The 17,275-nt window shown below is 71.2% G+C and carries 18 protein-coding genes and 2 pseudogenes; 6 read left to right on the plus strand and 14 right to left on the minus strand.

Annotated elements, in window-relative coordinates; genetic code table 11:
• Nucleotides 1-11 precede the first annotated feature (11 nt).
• On the plus strand, nt 12-530 hold the full coding sequence (locus tag ABZ117_RS22705; protein ID WP_356823430.1) for an RNA polymerase sigma factor: 519 nt from the start codon (nt 12-14) through the stop codon (nt 528-530).
• Nucleotides 531-622: 92 nt separating this feature from the next.
• Here ABZ117_RS22705 and ABZ117_RS22710 read toward each other — a convergent pair whose 3' ends face one another.
• Complete coding sequence (locus ABZ117_RS22710) at nt 623-1,063, minus strand: LuxR C-terminal-related transcriptional regulator (protein ID WP_356823432.1); 441 nt, start codon at nt 1,061-1,063, stop codon at nt 623-625.
• Between the two features lie 827 nt (nt 1,064-1,890).
• Between ABZ117_RS22710 and ABZ117_RS22715 the strand changes: the two genes are divergently transcribed.
• Both ABZ117_RS22715 and ABZ117_RS22720 read left to right on the plus strand, forming a co-directional pair.
• Nucleotides 1,891-3,156 carry a helix-turn-helix domain-containing protein gene (locus tag ABZ117_RS22715; protein ID WP_356823434.1) on the plus strand — a complete coding sequence of 422 codons (1,266 nt, stop codon included), beginning with the start codon at nt 1,891-1,893 and terminating at the stop codon, nt 3,154-3,156.
• Nucleotides 3,157-3,317: 161 nt separating this feature from the next.
• On the plus strand, nt 3,318-4,358 hold the full coding sequence (locus tag ABZ117_RS22720; protein ID WP_356823435.1) for a vWA domain-containing protein: 1,041 nt from the start codon (nt 3,318-3,320) through the stop codon (nt 4,356-4,358).
• Nucleotides 4,359-4,594: 236 nt separating this feature from the next.
• On the opposite strand, the gene ABZ117_RS22725 is transcribed toward ABZ117_RS22720, so the two are convergent.
• A complete protein-coding gene (locus ABZ117_RS22725) occupies nt 4,595-5,446 on the minus strand; it encodes an alpha/beta hydrolase (protein ID WP_356823437.1) in 852 nt (283 codons plus the stop codon).
• Nucleotides 5,447-5,549: 103 nt separating this feature from the next.
• Between ABZ117_RS22725 and ABZ117_RS22730 the strand changes: the two genes are divergently transcribed.
• Complete coding sequence (locus ABZ117_RS22730; protein ID WP_356823439.1) at nt 5,550-5,963, plus strand: helix-turn-helix domain-containing protein; 414 nt, start codon at nt 5,550-5,552, stop codon at nt 5,961-5,963.
• Between the two features lie 443 nt (nt 5,964-6,406).
• On the opposite strand, the gene ABZ117_RS22735 is transcribed toward ABZ117_RS22730, so the two are convergent.
• The 3 genes from ABZ117_RS22735 to ABZ117_RS22745 form a co-directional block, all read right to left on the minus strand.
• Nucleotides 6,407-7,324 carry a hypothetical protein gene (locus ABZ117_RS22735; protein ID WP_356823441.1) on the minus strand — a complete coding sequence of 306 codons (918 nt, stop codon included), beginning with the start codon at nt 7,322-7,324 and terminating at the stop codon, nt 6,407-6,409.
• Between the two features lie 506 nt (nt 7,325-7,830).
• Nucleotides 7,831-8,319, minus strand: coding sequence for a GNAT family N-acetyltransferase (locus ABZ117_RS22740; RefSeq protein WP_356823442.1), 489 nt, complete (start codon nt 8,317-8,319; stop codon nt 7,831-7,833).
• Nucleotides 8,320-8,690: 371 nt separating this feature from the next.
• Nucleotides 8,691-8,999 (minus strand): hypothetical protein, encoded by a 309-nt coding sequence (locus ABZ117_RS22745; protein WP_356823444.1) that lies wholly within the window; start codon nt 8,997-8,999, stop codon nt 8,691-8,693.
• Between the two features lie 393 nt (nt 9,000-9,392).
• Between ABZ117_RS22745 and ABZ117_RS22750 the strand changes: the two genes are divergently transcribed.
• Nucleotides 9,393-9,635 carry a WhiB family transcriptional regulator gene (locus ABZ117_RS22750; protein WP_356823446.1) on the plus strand — a complete coding sequence of 81 codons (243 nt, stop codon included), beginning with the start codon at nt 9,393-9,395 and terminating at the stop codon, nt 9,633-9,635.
• A gap of 306 nt (nt 9,636-9,941) precedes the next feature.
• On the opposite strand, the gene ABZ117_RS22755 is transcribed toward ABZ117_RS22750, so the two are convergent.
• From ABZ117_RS22755 to ABZ117_RS22770, 4 genes and pseudogenes are all read right to left on the minus strand, one after another.
• On the minus strand, nt 9,942-10,586 hold the full coding sequence (locus ABZ117_RS22755; RefSeq protein ID WP_356823447.1) for a response regulator transcription factor: 645 nt from the start codon (nt 10,584-10,586) through the stop codon (nt 9,942-9,944).
• Nucleotides 10,576-10,716 (minus strand): annotated as a pseudogene (locus ABZ117_RS22760) (ATP-binding protein); the annotation flags it as partial. The pseudogene ABZ117_RS22760 and the gene ABZ117_RS22755, both read right to left, overlap by 11 nt.
• A gap of 236 nt (nt 10,717-10,952) precedes the next feature.
• Nucleotides 10,953-11,822, minus strand: coding sequence for an NAD(P)H-binding protein (locus ABZ117_RS22765; protein WP_356823449.1), 870 nt, complete (start codon nt 11,820-11,822; stop codon nt 10,953-10,955).
• Complete coding sequence (locus tag ABZ117_RS22770; protein ID WP_356823451.1) at nt 11,819-12,244, minus strand: nuclear transport factor 2 family protein; 426 nt, start codon at nt 12,242-12,244, stop codon at nt 11,819-11,821. The genes ABZ117_RS22765 and ABZ117_RS22770 overlap by 4 nt, the downstream gene beginning before the upstream one ends.
• Before the next feature lie 87 nt (nt 12,245-12,331).
• Between ABZ117_RS22770 and ABZ117_RS22775 the strand changes: the two genes are divergently transcribed.
• Nucleotides 12,332-12,925 (plus strand): TetR/AcrR family transcriptional regulator, encoded by a 594-nt coding sequence (locus tag ABZ117_RS22775; RefSeq protein WP_356823453.1) that lies wholly within the window; start codon nt 12,332-12,334, stop codon nt 12,923-12,925.
• 513 nt (nt 12,926-13,438) lie between these two features.
• Here ABZ117_RS22775 and ABZ117_RS22780 read toward each other — a convergent pair.
• The 5 genes and pseudogenes from ABZ117_RS22780 to ABZ117_RS22800 form a co-directional block, all read right to left on the minus strand.
• A pseudogene (locus ABZ117_RS22780) lies at nt 13,439-13,662 on the minus strand (2-aminoethylphosphonate ABC transport system ATP-binding subunit PhnT); the annotation flags it as partial.
• Entirely contained in the window at nt 13,659-14,378 is a 720-nt protein-coding gene (locus ABZ117_RS22785; protein WP_356823454.1) for a phosphonatase-like hydrolase, read from the minus strand. The pseudogene ABZ117_RS22780 and the gene ABZ117_RS22785, both read right to left, overlap by 4 nt.
• Nucleotides 14,372-15,496, minus strand: coding sequence for a TIGR03364 family FAD-dependent oxidoreductase (locus tag ABZ117_RS22790; protein ID WP_356823456.1), 1,125 nt, complete (start codon nt 15,494-15,496; stop codon nt 14,372-14,374). Before ABZ117_RS22790 ends, ABZ117_RS22785 begins: the two co-directional genes overlap by 7 nt.
• Nucleotides 15,497-15,655: 159 nt before the next feature.
• The gene (locus ABZ117_RS22795) at nt 15,656-16,414 is read right to left on the minus strand and encodes a GntR family transcriptional regulator (RefSeq protein ID WP_356823458.1); all 759 of its coding nucleotides are present in this window, start codon (nt 16,412-16,414) and stop codon (nt 15,656-15,658) included.
• A 425-nt stretch (nt 16,415-16,839) separates the two neighbouring features.
• On the minus strand, nt 16,840-17,238 hold the full coding sequence (locus ABZ117_RS22800) for a zf-HC2 domain-containing protein (protein ID WP_356823460.1): 399 nt from the start codon (nt 17,236-17,238) through the stop codon (nt 16,840-16,842).
• Nucleotides 17,239-17,275 lie beyond the last annotated feature (37 nt).

A 17,275-nucleotide genomic window follows, 5' to 3' on the forward strand; every position in this document is an offset into this window, starting at 1 on the left:
CACTCCCCCGTATGAGCACCGTCAGCCACCTCCCCACCCCCCTCGCGCTCCTGCCCCGAGCCCAGGCGGGCGACGAGCAGGCGATGAACCACCTGCTGACCGCGATCACGCCGTACGTCGCCCGCATCTGCCGGTCCGTCACCCATGACGACGGCGCCGACGCCGCACAGGAGGCGCTCCTCGCCGTCTACCGCGGTCTGCGCACCCTGCGCGAACCGGCCGCGTTCTACGGCTGGGTGCGCTCGGTGACGGTCCGCGAGGCCGTCCGCGTCGCCAAACGGGCGGGTGAGGAGGGGACCTATGCACAGGTCGACGCGGGCCAGGAGACGAACCCGCTGGACGCCGTGCACATCAGTGACGTCCTGGAGCGTCTTCCCACCTCCCACCGGCAGGTGCTCACCCTGCGCGCCTACGGGCTCAACGAGGAGGAGATGGCGCGGGTCCTCTCCCTGCCGGTGGGGACGGTCCGGTCCCGTCTGCACCGGGCGCGCCGCCGCTTCCGGGAGGCCTGGCTGCCGTCGGCGGCATGACCGTCGCGGGCGGGCAACCGCTGCCGGGGCGGCTGCGGACGGTGGCCGGACCGTCCGCGGCCGCCCCGGCGGGGCGGGGGACCGTCTGCCGGTTACTCGACGAAATCGGGCAGGACGCGTGGCGGCCACTGTCCCAAGGAGAACATCCCCAGTCCGTGGGCGCGCGCCACGAGCGCGGGACGGTTGGGAGCGTCGAATCTGCGCAGCAGCCGCCCCACGCGGTACTCGACTCCTTGCCGGCTCATGTAGAGGCGGCTGGCCAGCTGCACCGTCGACGCACCGCTCGCCACGCCCTCCAGCACACGTGCGTCCAGTTCGCTGAGCATCTGTTCGCCACGGCGTTCCGCCCCGGCCCCGTCCCCGGCGCGGCTGAGCAGGATGACGAGTCCGGCCGTGCCGTCCGGGCCGACCACGGCTGTCGCCGTCAGATCCGCGCAGAAGGTCCGGCCGCTGCCGTCCCGGCCGCTCACCTGCTCCGTGAACCGGTCCGCCCGGCCTTCACAGAGATCGGTGAACCGGCGCCGCAGACTCACGGGAAACCGCGCGAGAAGGAGATCACAGAGGTCACGCCCGCATATCTCACCCGGGCTCAGCCCGAAGGCCCCGGCGAAATCCGTCTCCGCAGCGGTGACGGTCGTGTCCCTCGCGGACGCGTGGGCCGTGTACGTACGACGCCGACGGCCGCCCCCGGCGTCCCCCGGCAGGACCCGGGAAGCAAGGACGGCGGCTGTCTTCCCGCCGTCGGGGGAGGGAGAGCAGGAGAGGGAGGAGGCGATGCTCACGGTGGCCACGGACGTACCGTCTTTCTGTGCATGGGGGGTTGGAATGCGCGACGACCTGCGGACAACGTTGTCGGAGCTCCACTTCCCGACACTGCCCGCCCGGGTTCCTCGGGGATCACCGCTCCGCCGCCGGGGCTGCCGGAACACCGGTACCGCGGGAGAACCTGCCGGGCGCCTCGGGAGCGGCTGCCGTGGTCTTCTCCGCGGTCAGCTTCCACAACGAGCCCGACTGGACGCGAGGGGGCACGGAAGCCTCCGGAGACGAGGGCGTGATCGCATCAGGCCGGCACTATGGAGGCTAAGGCCGGGCAACGCCCTTGGCAAGGGTTTGCCCGATGGGACCGACAGTCTGTCAACTCTCTTTCACAGGAACGTTTTTCAGCCGAAAGAAACCGGCAACCCAGGGACAGGGTCAGGCCATGGAGCGGGCACACCGGATTGGCCGGTGGCTCACGCCAATGCCACTGTGTTGCCCGTGCTGTCGACGCTTCGTAAAGTTGGACCGCTTCCGCACGCTGCCGGCGAAATCCGCGGAAGGAAGCGGACTCACGAAGACCTCGGGGGATCAGAGGGTGGGAATGCTCGAGCAGCCGCATTTCGGGCGACGGCTGAGGATGCTCAGGCTCGAACGAGGTTTGAGCCAGGCGGCGGTCGTCGGCGAGGGCATGTCGACGGGATACCTGTCACGGCTGGAGTCCGGCGAACGCCGGCCCACCCCACGCGCAGTCACCTATCTGGCCCAGCGGCTCGGGGTCGAGGTGTCAGCGCTGAACGAGCCGCTGGGCGGCAGGTCCCTCAGCCACGCACTGGCGGCGGCGTCCTCGGCGCCACCCGGCACCGACTGCACCGTCGCTCTGCTTCACGCGCTGCGGGACGACGAACGCGCCGACCTCTCCAGCCGCTGGCAGGCGCTGTGGCTGCTGAGCCGCGTCGACCGCCGCAACGGCGACTACGAGGAGGAACGCGGCCGGCTCGGCGAACTCATCGAACTGAGTGACCTGTTGGCGGTACCGGAGCTGCGGGTGAGGGCGAACGTCCAGTACGCGCGCTGCCTCGGTGCACTGGGCGACCTGGGGACGGCGGAGTCGGCGGCCGTGACCGCGCTGGCCATCGCGCGCGAGGAAGACCTCCAGGCGGCCGACACCATGACCGCGCTCATGGCGCTGATCGGTGTCGAGACCGAACTGGGCCGCCTCGACGCGGCCGGCCGGCACGTGCACGAACTGGAGCGGGACCTGCTTCCCGCCGCCAGCGCCCCGCAGGCGGCCGAGGCCTTGTGGACCGCGTCCGTGGTCAGCCACCGTCAAGGGGACCACACCGCCGCCCAGAACCGGCTGGAAACCGCCCTCGGTCTGCTCCAGGGCCGGGACGACCTGGAGTTGTGGACACGGCTGCGCATCGCCGCGACCGCCGCCGCGCTCGAGATGTCCCCTCCCCGGCTGGAGGCGGCCCGGCGCTGGCTGGGCGAGGCCCAAGTGCTCGTCGAGCTGACCGGCACGCCTTTGCAGGGGCAGGAGTTGCACGCGCTGCGCGCCCACCTGGCCTTCCACGAGGGAAGGCTGGACGAGGCCCGCGCGCTGTGCTGTGCCCTGCTGTCCGACGGCGAACTGCGGCTGCCCTACCGGGACCGGGTACGGCTCGCCGTCCTCGAAGGCCGGCTGGCCATCCTGGACGGCCGCGTCGAGGAGGGCATAGCGGCCCTGGAACGGCTCGCCCATCAGGCGACGGACGCGCGGAACATGGACCTGGCCGCCCATGTCTGGCAGACCCTGGCCACCACGCTGGCCCGGGTCCGTGCACCGGCGCCTCGCGACGCGGTGGCGTCCACTCACCGCTGCCGGTGACCGCTCGCCCCCTGCCGCTCGCCACCGGCCGGTGACGCACGCGAGGGCGCTCGTGCGTGTGCCCCGGCAGCGTCCGGAGCCGCCGTGAGCGGGAGCCGGGACCGATTGTCAGTGGTGCGTGAGACGGTAGGAGCATCGAGTCGGAATGAGGGGGAGCTTTCGTGTCCGGAACCCAGAATTACATCAATCACGTTGCCCTTGTGCTGGATGCCAGTTCGTCCATGACGCACCTGAGCCGCAAGGTCGTAGAAGTCGCCGACCAGCAGATCGCATACCTCGCCCGGCGTTCGAGGGAGCTGGACCAGGAAACCCGCGTCACGGTGTACGTCTTCGCCGACAAGGTGGAATGCGTCGTCTATGACAAAGACGTACTGCGGATGCCGTCGCTGAAGCAGTTGTACCGGGCCGGGGGAATGACGGCCCTGCTGGCGGCCGCGCTGAAGTCACAGCGGGAACTCGCCCGGACCGCTCAACTGTACGGCGACCACAGCTTCCTGACGTTCATACTCACCGATGGCCAGGAGAACGCGAGCCATCGCTGCCCCGATACGCTCACCCAGGACCCGCGTGAACTGACGCAGGCCGTGGCCGAGATGATCGAGAAGCAGGCGGACAACTGGACACTGGCCGTCCTGGTGCCGGACCAGATGGGCAAGCGTGAGGCCATGAAGTGCGGTTTCCCGAAGGACAACGTCGCCATCTGGGACGCCACCAGCACACAAGGTCTTGAGGAAGCCGGGCAGGTCATCCAGCAGGCCACCGAAAAGTTCATGGTGGGCCGCACCAAGGGCATCCGGGGATCGCGGGCGGTGTTCTCCATGGGTGCGGAAACAGTCAACAGGGACACCATCAAGGCGGCCGGTCTCATCCCGGTGCAGCCCTCGCAATACCAGCTGATCCCGGTGACCCGTGACACGGCGATCCGGGAATGGGTCACCGAGAACGGGCACGCCTACCGTACCGGTGGCGCGTTCTACCAGCTGAGCAAGTCCGAGAAGATACAGCCGAGGAAGCAGATCGCCGTTCTGGAGAAGAAAACGGACCGCGTGTATACGGGGCCCGAGGCCCGAACCCTGCTCGGCCTGCCGGACGCGGAAGTCCGCGTCAAGCCGGACCACAACGACGACTACACGATCTTCGTGCAGAGCACCAGCGTGAACCGCAAACTCGTGGCGGACACGCGGCTGCTGCTGATGCTCTGACGCCTTGGAAACCGGTCCGTGCGGCCCGGCCGTGGACACGGTGGCAGAGAAGCGGGCACAGCGAGGGTGCGGCAGGGCGCGCGAGCCGAGACGGTCGCATCGGCGCACCGCGCGGACCCGCGGCGGTCAGCGCGCCGGCGGCGAGGCGGCCCCGCTCGTACGAGGCCTCGGTGCGGGGCGCGGGTCGTCGGACGCAGCACGGCCCGGTCCCCGGACCGGAGTGACCCTGGCCCCGGTCACGCCGCTCTCGTGCCCCGACCGGCCAGGAACGGACGCAGCAGCGTGAGCAGGGCGCGCGGCCGGTGCAGCGGGATGATGTGGCCGCAGTTCTCGATGACGTGTCCGGTGAGATCGTCGGTGACCGGGCGGAGCTGGTGTTCCAGCGCCGCACCGACAGGCCGGGCGCCGAGCGCCATCGTCGGCACCGTCAGGCGGGCAGTGGTGACCGCCTGCTCGATCTGTAGCGCGCTCTCGGGCAGAGCCCGGTAGTACGAGAACGCGCAGCTCAACGCCTGGCGGCCGGTGTATGCGCGGACGAAGGCGTCGCGAACGGCGGGGCGCACCCCGTCGCCGAGCGTGCCGGCGCGCAGGAACCAGTCGACGTAAGTGGCCTCGTGGCCCTCCAGCACGACCTCGGCGAGGCCGGGCGCGGCGGAATGAAAGCCGAACCACCACGGTGGCCCGTCGGCGAGGAAGTCCTCGGCGCCGGGCAGTGTGCCCAGCAGGGACTCCATGACCACCAGGCGCCGGACGAGAGAGGGGTGGCGCAGGGCGAGAAGGAAGGCCGGCGGGGTGCCCGCGTCGATGCCCACCACCGCGGCCGACGACACTCCGAGGGTGGTGAGAAGGGCCGCGGCGTCCTCGGCCAGGGTGCCCGCGTCGTACCCGGAGGGCGCCCGGCTGCTCGCGCCGAACCCGCGCAGGTCTGGCGCGATGACGCGGTAGCGGCCGGACAGATCGGCCATGACGTCCGTCCACAACTCCCAGGTGTGCGGGAAGCCATGCAGCAGCAGGACGGCTGGGCCGGACCCGGCGAGGGCGACGTTCAGTTCGACACCGTTGACGGGGACGCGTCGCAGCTCGGGCATGGAGGGACTCCAGGTGGATGGTGAGGGATGGTGGCAGGGTCACGCTAGGGAGCTAGCCTTGTCCGCCCAAGACGGCACTTTCCCTTCAGGTGGTGAGCCCCAGGTGACCACGTCGAGGCCCGACGGACCTGACCAGTTGCCCGGTGAGCGCGGTGACCTGCTGGATCCGCGCTGCCCTACCCGCCAGTTACTCGACCGCATCGGCACCAAGTGGATGTCCATGGTGGTCAAGGTGCTGGCCCAGGAGGCTCCGGACGAGCTCCGATTCGCGGAACTGCGGCGACGTATCCCGGGGATCTCACAGAAGATGCTGTCCGCCACCCTTCAGAGCCTGGTCCGCGACGGCCTGGTCGCGCGCCGCGTGGAACCCACCGTTCCGCCCGCCGTCCACTACCGGCTCACCGAACTCGGCCTGTCCCTCGAAAGACCACTCTCCGCCCTGCGGGTCTGGGCCGAGACACACATCCCGGAGATCGACCGCAACAACCAGCTCGCCGACGAGTCACCCCGCAACTAGGACGTGCATCGAATGTGCGGTCACATCCACCAGGGGACGGCCGAGCGCTCTTCGTGCGTGATGCGTACGCGGGCGGAGACTCCGAAGCGGCGCGGCTCACCGGGGCCATGACGACCGGAGGTGGATGCGGCAGTTCCGGACGTTCCCGTACGGACGGACGGGCGTCGACGCACGCGGAGGGGCGGGTGGCGGGTCTTCGACCAGACCGTGACCTGGCTTCGCCGGTACCGCGCGACGTTGCCGGGTGTCTCAGTGCCGGCGCGGGAGGTGCTGGAGGCCGGCGCGGTGGCGGAGCGGCGGCGGCGGCTGTACCGGCCGGTGGGCAGGGCCGAGGGCTGACCGAAAACCAGCGGCACGCGCTCGCCGGCTTCGGCAGCCGCCGGCCGTTGAGCCGGACCGCGCGGGACCCCGGGATCCCGGGGTCTCCCGTTCGACTGTGCCTTTCAGCCGTTGCGCACGGTGGCTGTGGGCTCCTGGCCGTTCTGAGCCTGCTGCGCCCGCTCCGACATCATCTTCCCCAGGGCTTTGAGCCAGGTGCCGTCGAACGGCCGCCCCTCGAGGTCCTCACCACCGACGAGCATCCAAACTGTACCCACACGCCATGACAGGGCGGAGCCGGATTCCTCTCCGTTCGCGGCAGGGTACGAGATGACATGACTCTCGTCCCCGAAACGGGGCCTTGACACGGAGGATCTACCGGTTTTCTTGATGTCGCGGTCGCTCTCCTCGCCCCGCAGGTAGAGGTTGTGGGCCTTCTCCGCGCTGGTGAACGCGGCGACGCGTATGTGAAGGTCGGCGTCGGGGGCGCCCATGAGGAAGTCGACGGACGCCATGTAGGTAAGCCCTGCGCTCTCGGGCACCTGCGCTCCCCCGATGTCGGGCGCTTTGGGCTGTGTCCAGCCCGGCGGCAGGCTGGCGATGTCGGGGAGCACCTGATAGGCGGCGGCATCGGTCAGCGGGGTCACGGACTTTCCCTGTCCCGGGTCGTCACCGGCGATGAGCCGGGCTCCGCCGTACACGCCCAGCGCCACCAGGGCGACGAACACTATCGCTGCGGTGAGCAGGGAGTAGCGGGCGTTGCGTGTGTTGTTGATGGTCACCGGCCCCAGCGAGATGGTGTTGCGCCCTCTGACCGCGGAGCCGTCGATGGTGATGCTGCCGTACACCGGCTGCGGGGGCACGGCGGCCAGCGCCGCGGCTATCTGCCGGGCGAAGTCCGGATCGGCGTCCACCTCCGCCTGAAGCACAGCCCGGAGTCCGGCCGCGGCCTGCGGATCTGCGGGCTGGGCTTCGACAGACCGTATCGCCGAGCGGCCCGTGTCACTCCGGGCAAGCCGCTCACGCACCAGGTCCGTCACCATCTGCCCCGCCCCGGAGCCCACTGCGGTCACGGTTCCCCCAGCAGCCTGAGCGAGCATCTGAACCACTGTGTCAATCACGCATGGACCCCCTCAACACCCAAGACTGCGGGATGTGTTGTCTCCGCGAACACGTCCGTGGGAACCAGACGGTTCTCGGGAGCAGCCCCTTACCCTCCAAGTGCCGGCCGGACCCACGATGCCCACCGGAAAGCAGAAGAAAGCCGAGATTGGCCGTACGTAGCCCGGACCCGAGGAGCAGGGCGGCTGCCCCGCGCCCCATGGCCTTGCCGGTCACGCCGGACCACTGGGGCGACGCCCGCAGATGAGCGAGGTGCTGGATATCGGACACGGGCCCCACGGCCGCTGGGACCAGCGGGCCAACCGCCGGCGCGAAGCCGGTACCGGCGGCAGGACGACGGCGTACACGGAATGCGCGGCGTCCGGCGGCTCCCGCGTGCCGGCCGCCATGCGGCCGACGTCGCCGCCCTGCGAACCGGCACGCCGCGTCAGTCCGGAGGAATGCGGAACTCGAATTCGGGGCGGTCCCACGCCACGGCGGGCGGGTTCGCGAGCGCGGTGCCGGTCCGTACTGCACCGACATGGTGGTAGAAGTCCGCGGCGGGAAGATGTGACACGACCCTGACACGGTCGAGCCCGGCGGCACGGGCCTCGGACTGCATGTGCGCGACGAGCAGCCGTCCGATGCCACGCCCTTGCGCTTCGTCGGCGACGAACAGCAGGTCGAGCTCCGGCGGAGCGAGGACGAGCGAGTAGAACCCGAGGACGCGGCCTCCATGCTCGTCGGCGCCGACGGCCACGAAGGCGCGGTGGGCCTCGATGTAGTCAGGACCGACCTTGTAGCCCGCGACCGCGGCTGCGTACTTCCCCTCGTAGGCGCTCGAGCCACGCACGAGCCGCGTGAGCCGCTTGGCATCCCGCGCGACGGCCCTCCGTATCGTGATCGGCTGGCTGATCGGGGAGGTGCGTGAACTCATCGGGAGAGTATTTCGCACCGGGGAGTGCCTTCGTGCGGCGGGTCCGGCTCAGCGGCCCTGCCGCCGAATCGTCCGGCGCCTCGCCCGGCAGCGGCTCTACGCCGATCAGCGTGTCGCGGACGGCGACGAGGCCCGAGCCGACACGGAAGGCGAGCTGGTGACCTCCGTGAGTGCCGAGGCGGCGTTCGCCGGCCCAGCAGGGCATCCGCATGCGAGGTGGCAAGCGTGCTGAGCACGGTCAGGCCGAAGGTGCCGCCGGTCTGCCGCATGATGTGGGACACGCCTGACGCGATCTTCGAGTCCTGGGCCTGGCCGCTGAGACCGCAAGCGTGGCGAGCGACGGCGTCGCGGCCGGGGAGGCGACGCCGGGCTCAGGGCCGGGGGTTGGTGCGGTGCCACCGTGGGCGTGCGTCGCTGCCGCGGCGTCCGGCGACGGAGGCGCACCGCGGGCAGACGCGCTTCACCCGGTCCGCCGCGCCACCGGACTCCGGGAACGTGTCGACCCAGGTGACGTGCGGGAAGCGGGTCAGCTGGGAGCGGCTGAGGGACAGACCGCAGACCGTTTCGTTCCGACCGGGTTCCCAGGCGTGGACCTCGCCGGCGGGCAGCCGACGGCGTCCCTCCTCCTCGTCGGTCCACTGTCCCGAGGCGGCGACGGCGTACTGCTTCGTGCGAGCCATGGTGTGCGGGGGCCGGCTGGTCAGGCGGCCGGCCGGTCAGCGTCGGCCCGGAGCCGCCTGACCGGCGCGGTCCGCACCATGGTCCCGCATGCGCGTTCGACTGGGGTCATCACGGCACCGTCCTCACTCGCGTTCGCTCCTGGGTCCGCTCACCGTCCCGCGTGCCCGGATCGCCGGAGTCCAAGCCCCCGAGGCACCTGTGTCGAGGCAGCACTCACTCGCCTCGCGAAAAGGGGCGTTTTTCTTGTCTCCCGGTCTGGAGAAACCCCACCCATCTGGGATATTTTGGTCAACACTCTGCCGGGTCTACGACGTGTCGCACGCGCCGCGCGATTCCGGCTGCCCCCGGGCACCTGACCGCACGACCGTGCGTCCGACCAGGTGGAGGGCACGGTGAACTGGCGAACATGGGCGGCCTGCCGCGGCGAGGATCCCGAGCTGTTCTTCCCGATCAGCGAAGATGGCGCGTCACTCGCCCAGATCGAGAAGGCCAGGCGGATCTGCTTCCGCTGTGCCGTGGTGCGCGAGTGCCGCGCCTGGGCACTACGGCACCGGGAGGACGACGGCGTCTGGGGCGGCCTCACCGCAAGGCAGCGGCGTGCGCTGCGCCCACGGCGGAGCGAGGCCGACGGCTGAACGCCGACCGGTGTGTGGGCGCCGTACCGTCCGGTGCAGCGCGCAGTGCCGGACGGGCAGACACCGTGCGCGCTCCGACGGCGGGCACTCGCGTGCGTCGCCCCCCGGGGCATCCGGGCCGCCGGGCGGACTGATCGGCCGCAGGCACTCCCCGGCGGAGGGGCCGGTGTGCCGACCGGGACGGACAACCGCGTGGCAGGCGGCACCGGGCGACGGAGTCGGGGATGACCCGCTCCCCTCACGCAGAGGCGGTCGGCCCACGTCGTCCGGTGCCGAGCAGGCCCTCTCCCCCGGTGCCGGCTCCGCTCAGCCCAGCAGACCCCGGTCGTATCCCACCGCCACCGCCGCCGCCCGGTCGTTGACACCCAACTTGGCGTACAGATGGGTGAGATGCGTCTTGACCGTCGCCTCGCTGATGAACAGCTCGCGGGCGATCTCGCGGTTCGAGGTGCCCCGGGCGACCAGGGCCAGCACCTCTCGCTCGCGCGCGGACAGCGGCTCGGCGCCGGGCCGCCGCTGGCTGCGCACCGCGTGGACCAGGCGGGAGGCGACCGCCGGGGAGAGGACCGTACGGCCCTCGGCGGCGGCCCGGACGGCGGTGAACAACTCCTCGCGCGGAGCGTCCTTGAGGAGGTAGCCGGTCGCTCCCGCCTCGATCGCGGGCAGTGTGTCTGAGTCGGTGTCGTAGGTCGTGAGCACCAGGATCCGGGCCCGGGAGCCGCGCCGAGCCAGCTCGCGGATGGCGTCCACACCCGACCCACCGGGCATCCGCAGATCCATCAGGATCACGTCCGGGTCGAGGGCGGCGGCCCGGACGACCGCCTCCACGCCGTTCGCGGCCTCACCGAGCACGGCGAAGCCGGGCGCGGAGTCGAACATGCCGCGCAGGCCGTCGCGGACGACCGGATGGTCGTCGACGATCAGCAGGGAGATGGTGGGGTCAGCGGTCATCGCCCACCCACGGTACGCGGGCCGACACGGCCGTACCGTGTCCCGGCTCGGACTCCACCGTGAGCGAGCCCGCGATGTGTTCGGCGCGGGCCCGCATACCGGTCAGGCCGAACCCGCCGCCGCGGGTTCGCTGATGCCGGGCTACGACCCCGATGGGCGGTGCCGGTATCGGCGCCGGTGCCGGTCCCCCGCGCTCCACCGCCGGAGCCGACGCCGGGAGTTGCGCGGACCTGGCTGGTCAGCGGGGCCGAATGAACCGGCTCGGGAGACCCAGGTGATCAGCTCCACCGCCTCGTCCTCGATCACTCAGTCATGCGGACTCGCTGGTCACTCCGGACAGCGCGCCCCGTCGGGGAGTCCCTGGCATCAGCCGTTGCGTCTCATCTCCTCCTCCAGGAAGGCGCGGAAGGTCCGCGGGAGACGCCCGGTGACGCGCTGGACGGTGTCGGTGACGCGGTCCTCCGCCCCCTCGGCGATGGCGCGGTCCATACCGGCCAGCATGGTGGCGAACTCCGGCGGCATCAGTGCCGTGAGACGATCACGCATCTCGTCGTACGACAGCCGGCGGTGGACCACGGGGCGGCCGGTGGCCTCGGTGATGATCGCGGCGACGCTGTCGTAGCCGAGCGCCTCCGGACCGGTCAGCAGGAGGCCGGCGTCGGGGGCCTGGGCGTCCGTCAGGGCGTGGACGGCGACGGCCGCGATGTCCCCGGCGTCGATGAACCCGACCCGGCCGCTCCCGGCCGCGGTACGGATGACGCCCTCTTCACGCATGCTCACGGCGTGCGGGTGGGTGCCGGTGAAGTTCTGCATGAACCACGAGGGGCGCAGCACCGCCCATTCGTCGAACAACGTGGGCAGCGCCCGGTGCACCGCTCCTACCGCCGGACCGCCCTCGGGGACGGCCGAGGAGCTGAGGAGCACCGCGCGCCTCACCCCGGCGGTCCGAGCCTGCCGGAGGAACGGCAGCATGATCGCCGCGGGATCGGGGTCTCCCGGGGGCGGTACGAGGTAAACGCGGTCGACGCCGTCGAGCGCGGCGGCGTGGGTGTCGGGGGCGCGCCAGTCGAAGGAGACCGGTTGGGCGCCGGGTACCGGTTCCGCGCCGGGTACCGGGCTGGCGTGCCGGCTGGCGGCCTTGACGTGGTGACCGGCAGCCGTCAGCAGCGCGGTGCCACGACTGCCGGTGGTGCCGGTCGCGCCGATGACCAGAGTGGTGCCGGTGGTGGCGGTCATCGGCTGCTCCCGGTGAAGTCGGTGCCGGGCTCCAGGACGGCGAGGGGGTTCCAGTAATCGCGGTAGGAGGTGATGCGCCCGTCCCGCACGGCGACGACGGCGATGTAGGTCATCTCGTAGGGCTTGTCGGTCTCCACCAGACGGCCGACGCCGCGCATCTCGACCACGATGGTCTCCGGATCGGTGGTCTGGTGGATCCGCAGGTCGGGGAAGTCGTGCAGGTCGATGTGGTCGGGATAGGGGCGCATGTAGGCGGCGATGGCCTCCCTGCCCTCCAGCCGCCCGGGCCGGCCCTCGGGAGCGAAGGGGAACTCCATGACGCCGTCCTCGGCCCACAGGTCGATCCAGCCGGCGATGTTCTTGTCCAGCAGCAGTCGCAGGCTGTGGCGGTAGAGATCCGACGGGGAAGTCGGTACGGACATGGGTATCCTCCATCTCGTAGAATACGGACCCTGGGTCCGCTTTCACAATACGGACCGGGGGTCCGCTTTGCAACCAGGAGGAACCGCATGCCCGAGCGCAAGTCCCGCAAGGACGCCGTCCGCAACCGGGAAGCCGTGCTCGCGGCCGCCGACGCCCTCTTCGCCCGCTGCGACAGTCCCGAGGACGTCACCATGGCCGACATCGCGGCGGCGGCCGGCGTGGGCAAGGGAACGCTCTTCCGCGCCTTCGGCGATCGCACCGGGCTGCTCCGCGCCCTGTACGAGGCGCGCCTCGAACCGGTGAGAGAGGCCGTCGAGACCGGCCCGCCACCTCTGGGGCCCACGACCCCGCCGGAGCGGCGTGTGCTCGCGCTGCTCGACGCGGTCCTGTGCTTCAAACTCGACAACCGCCGCCTCGCGCTGGCCCTGGAGGAGAGCGGCAGCAACAGCCCGTACCAGGCAGAGCATTACAAGCGGTGGCACGGCCTGCTCCGAGCGGTTCTCGAGCAGATTCCCGGCGTGGCCGACAGCGACTTCACCGCCCACGCCCTGCTCGCCGCCACCCGAGCCGATCTCGTCGAGCATCTGGCCGGGCAGGAGAACGTGCCACGGGACGCCATGCGCGCCCAGCTGCGGCACTTCGCCATCAGAACCCTGACCCCGGTCCCCCACGGAGAATGACCGCCGACGGCTTACAGAGCCGCACGGAAGATATCCGACAGCGGGCCGACGCCTCCGTGAGACCCCACCGGTATCCGCGCGGAGGGTCCGTCGCCCTCTGCCGGCCGACCAGCGGCCACACCTCTCATCGTGCGGCTCATCGGTCGCGCTCCGGCTCAGTGGCCTGCGTACCACCGATGTACCGTCGGACCGCCTGAACGCTCGGTGCGGTCGCGCCATGGGGTTCTGGGGTGTCATCACCGGCGGAGCGCATGGTGACCAGGCTTGCCGCGAGTAGCAGAACGCCCCCGGTGCAGAAGGGAGCGCGAAGCCCGAAGGAGCCGGCCTCGACACCCGCGAGGGCGGCGCCGAGCGTAGTTCCGGCGCCGACGACCATCTGGTAGGCCATGCCGACGCGCCCCAGTAAGTGAGCGGGGACAAGAGCTTGACGCAGGGACACCGCTGTCACGCTCCATGCCAGGGCCGCCGCTCCGTACGCAGCGATGCAGGCCCCAGCGACGAGGCCGGAGGAGACTGCTCCGGCGGCAGGCCGGTCACGTCGCGGTCGTGATGAACACCCGCCCGGCGGCGGGCCGTACAAATCCCGCGACGGCCCGCGGTGCGGTGGTCCTGCCCGATCCGGACGGCCGGAGCAGAGCCATCGCCTCGCCGGGCCCGGCGCTCTGGTCGAGGGAGTCGAGGACCGTGGTGCCGCCGTAGGCGACGGACACCCGGTCGAAGCGGATCCCGCTGCTCATCGTCCGGCTCCGCGGGGGTCCGCCGACGTGCCCAGCAGCGCCGGCAGCTCGGCCACCGATCCGAGCACGTGCCCGGCCCCGGCGGCGCGCAGCGCCTCCTCCTCGTGCGCCCCGGTGAGCACCCCGGCGACGACACCGGCTCCGGCTCGCACCCCGCTGAGCATGTCGTACGAAGTGTCGCCGAGGACGGCGATCTGCTGGACGGCGTCGGCGGCCCTGGTCCGCAGGAATGCCTCGAGCACCATGTCGGGGTAGGGGCGGCCACGGCCACCGGCGTCCGCCGGGCACAGTGTGAGCGGCACCAGGTCCTGCCAGCCGAGGGCGGCGAGGATGGCGTCCTGGGTGACGCGGGCGAACCCGGTGGTCAGGACGACGGTCCGGCCGCCCGACCGGAGTTCCTCGATCGTCTCGCGGGCCCCGGCGATCGGCGCGATACGGCCGCCGTCGACGAGTTCCCCGTAGGCGTTCTCGAAAGCGGCGTTGGCCCGCTGCGCGAGGGACTCCTCGCCGAACAGGTGCCGGAAGACGGAGATCTTGGACTCGCCCATCGTGGCGCGGACGTAGTCGAGTTTCTCCGCGTGGTCCGCGGAACCGGGCTCCACGCCCAGCTCACCGGCGGCCACGCCGAAGGCCTGCTCCACGAGGCCGCCGTCGGCGACGGTGGTGCCGGCCATGTCGAGCACCACAAGTCGGATGTCGTTCAACTCGGTCACCATCCCAGCTCGTCGGCGGTCGTCTCCGCGATCGCGGGTGAACAGGTCATGCCGCGCCCGCCGGGTCCGGTGACCAGCCACACCCCGTCCCGTACGCGCTGGCGGTGCACGACCCGGCTCGGATCGGTGCACTGCGCGTACACCCCGGCCCAGCGGCGCCGGATCTTCGGCAGCGGGCGACCGAGGAAGGATTCGACGACCTCGGTGAGGTGGTCGTAGGGATCTTCGAGGGTGTCGAAGGCGAAGGGGTGCTCGTACTCGTGGGTGTCGCCGATGGTCAGCCCGCCGTCCGCGCGCTGCACCATGAGCAGCTGCATCCGGTGCTCGGCCGCGGTCGGCGCCTGCGGCTGAGCGGTGTTGAGGGCGTCGAGCGCCTCGCTCCGGTAGGCCGGGTAGTAGCGGAAGCTGTCCGCGTCGGCGACGGAGGTGGTGAGCGGCTCGCCCAGCGGGCCGGTCTGCATCATCTGCAACCGTACGCGCCGCACAGGCAGTTCCGGTCCGGCCAGCTCACGGACGAGACCGCCGAGCCAGGCACCCGTGCACAGCACCACGTGGTCACCGGTGTGGAGGTCGCCGTGGTCGTCGCGGACGGCGTTCTCGCCGATCACCTCGCGGACCTCGCGGCCCGGCAGGAACGTGTAGTGCGCGGACTTCAGCAGCTCGGCGCGCAGGGCCACCTGTGCCGTACGCGGCTCGACGGCCGCGTCGCGCTCGCAGTACAGGGCTGCCTCGAAGGTCCCGCGCAGGGCGGGGTTCAGGGCGCGCGCCTCACCGGCGGCGAGCAGCTTGTAGCCGCGGGCCGCCGCGTCGTCGCGGGCCAGGGCGGCCTCGGCGACGGCTGTCTCCCGGGCGTCGCGCATCAGGGTCAGCGAGCCGCAGGCCCGGAAGCCCAGACGCGGAACGCGGGAGCCGATCTCCTCCCACAGATCCCTGGCGCGCAGGGCGGTGTCGAGTTCCTCTCCCCCGGCGCGGCCACTGACCCAGATCTGCCCGAAGTTGCGCAGCGAGGCCCCGCGCGCCTCCGCTTCACGTTCGATCTGTACGACCTCGTGGCCGCGCTCCACCGCATGCCAGGCGTGCAGGGTGCCCACCACGCCGGCTCCGACGACTATCACTCTCACGACGGCCACACTCCTTGGGACGCGGGAATCGGCAGGGTTCGGACATCAACCAGATGATGAACTGCCCATCACGTTTGGGCTAGACACGTTATCCAATCGTGATGCAAGAAGGCGAGCCGGGGCTCGCCTTTGCCTGGCTGGCTGGCTGGCTGGCTTGAATCAATCACCGATGTGCGTGGTGAACGAGAACCGGTCCCCCCGGTACAAGGTCCGCACCCGCTCCAGCGGTCTCGACCCGGTGTCCCGTGAGACCCGGTGGATCAGCAGCATCGGCAGGGCGGGCGGCGTGCCGATCAGCAGCGCTTCGCGCGGCGTGGCCAACACCGTCTCGATCCGCTCGTCCGCATCGCCGAACGCGATGCCGAGCCGGTCGCGGAGGTACGCGTAGAACGAGGAGTCGGGGTCGAAGTCACGGTCGAGATCCGGGACCCGGCCCACCGCCACATAGGTACTCTCCAGGCCGACCCGCTCATCGTCCGCGAGGAGCACCCGCTCCATGTGCCAGACCGGTTCACCGCGCTGGAGCCCCACCTCGGCGGCGAGCGCTTCCGGACACGGGAACCGGTCGAGGGAGATGAGTGAACGGCCGGGGGTGCGGCCCTGCCGCCTCACGCCCTCCGTGTAGCTCGCCAAGGAGAGCGGCTGCTCCAGCTTCGGACCGGCGACCACCGTGCCGCGTCCCTGCCGGCGCAGCTTCCCTTCGAGCAGCAGCTCGCGAAGTGCCTGGCGCACGGTCTCCCGGGCGACCCCGTAGGTCTCCGAGAGATCCCGCTCGGTCGGCAGGAGGCCGCCTTCACCCAGTTCCTCGACGAGCCGTCCGATGTGCGCCTTCACCGCGTAGTACTTCGGGATGCGGCCGTGCTCCGGGATACCGAAGCGGACGGGGGCGCCGGGATCCTGGTCGTTCGGGTAGTCCACGGAAACGATCGTCGCAGACGGCGGTCCGCCCGCGGTTGCCAGGTGCCGGTTTCAGGGGGCCAGGGGCGACGCCGCACGCTGTTCTCCTCCCCCGGGGCTGCGCGTCATGCACCAGGCGGTGGACCGGATCCGGTGCCCTGGTCGGCCGGCCCGCGGCAAGCGAGGCGTGTGAGGGGCGGCTCTGCCGAGGCGGTTCTCGACCTGTGCCGCGTTCACGCGGCTGCTACGACCGGGTGCTGGACGCGGCGCCGATGGCCGGTGGCCGCCGTAGCTGCACCGGCCACCGGCCACCGGCCACCGGACGGCTGTACGACCCGCTCGGCCCACGGGTGTCCCCGCCCGTGCCGTGCTGACTCCAGGACACCCGCCGGCTGCGGTTCGATCCGTTGTGCCCACCGGGGCGCATCAGTGCGCTGACCAGCCGCTCACCTGACGCAGGCAAGCCTGCTCACCCACTGGGAGAGTGTGAGGGAGGTGGTCAGAGGTCCTCGGGCGGCACTGCCCCGACGGCGTGGGTGCCGTGCTTGGTGGGGTCCGGCGGGGCCGGGCAGGTACGAGAACTGCTGCCGGCCGGCGCCGTACGCCAGGGCCTTGCGGAGCGAGGACAGGTGGGCGGCCACGGCCGCAAGGCAGTGATGCTCGTCCCGGCAGTCGGAGCAGGTCGCCAGGTGGGCACGGACCGCGGTCGCCTCGTGCGACTCCAGAATGTCGAGCGCGTGTCCGGCCAGCAGGTTGCTGATCGTGCGGCAGCCCTGGAGGGCGGTGACCACGGTGGGCTCTTCCGACGCGGGGCCGGGTCCGACGGCAATGAGAGTTGCGTTCATGACTTCACCATCGCCCAGGAAGGGGCCCTCGCGCGTC

The organism is Streptomyces sp. NPDC006309, assembly GCF_040613095.1.
In the GTDB taxonomy this organism is placed as follows: Bacteria; Actinomycetota; Actinomycetes; order Streptomycetales; family Streptomycetaceae; genus Streptomyces.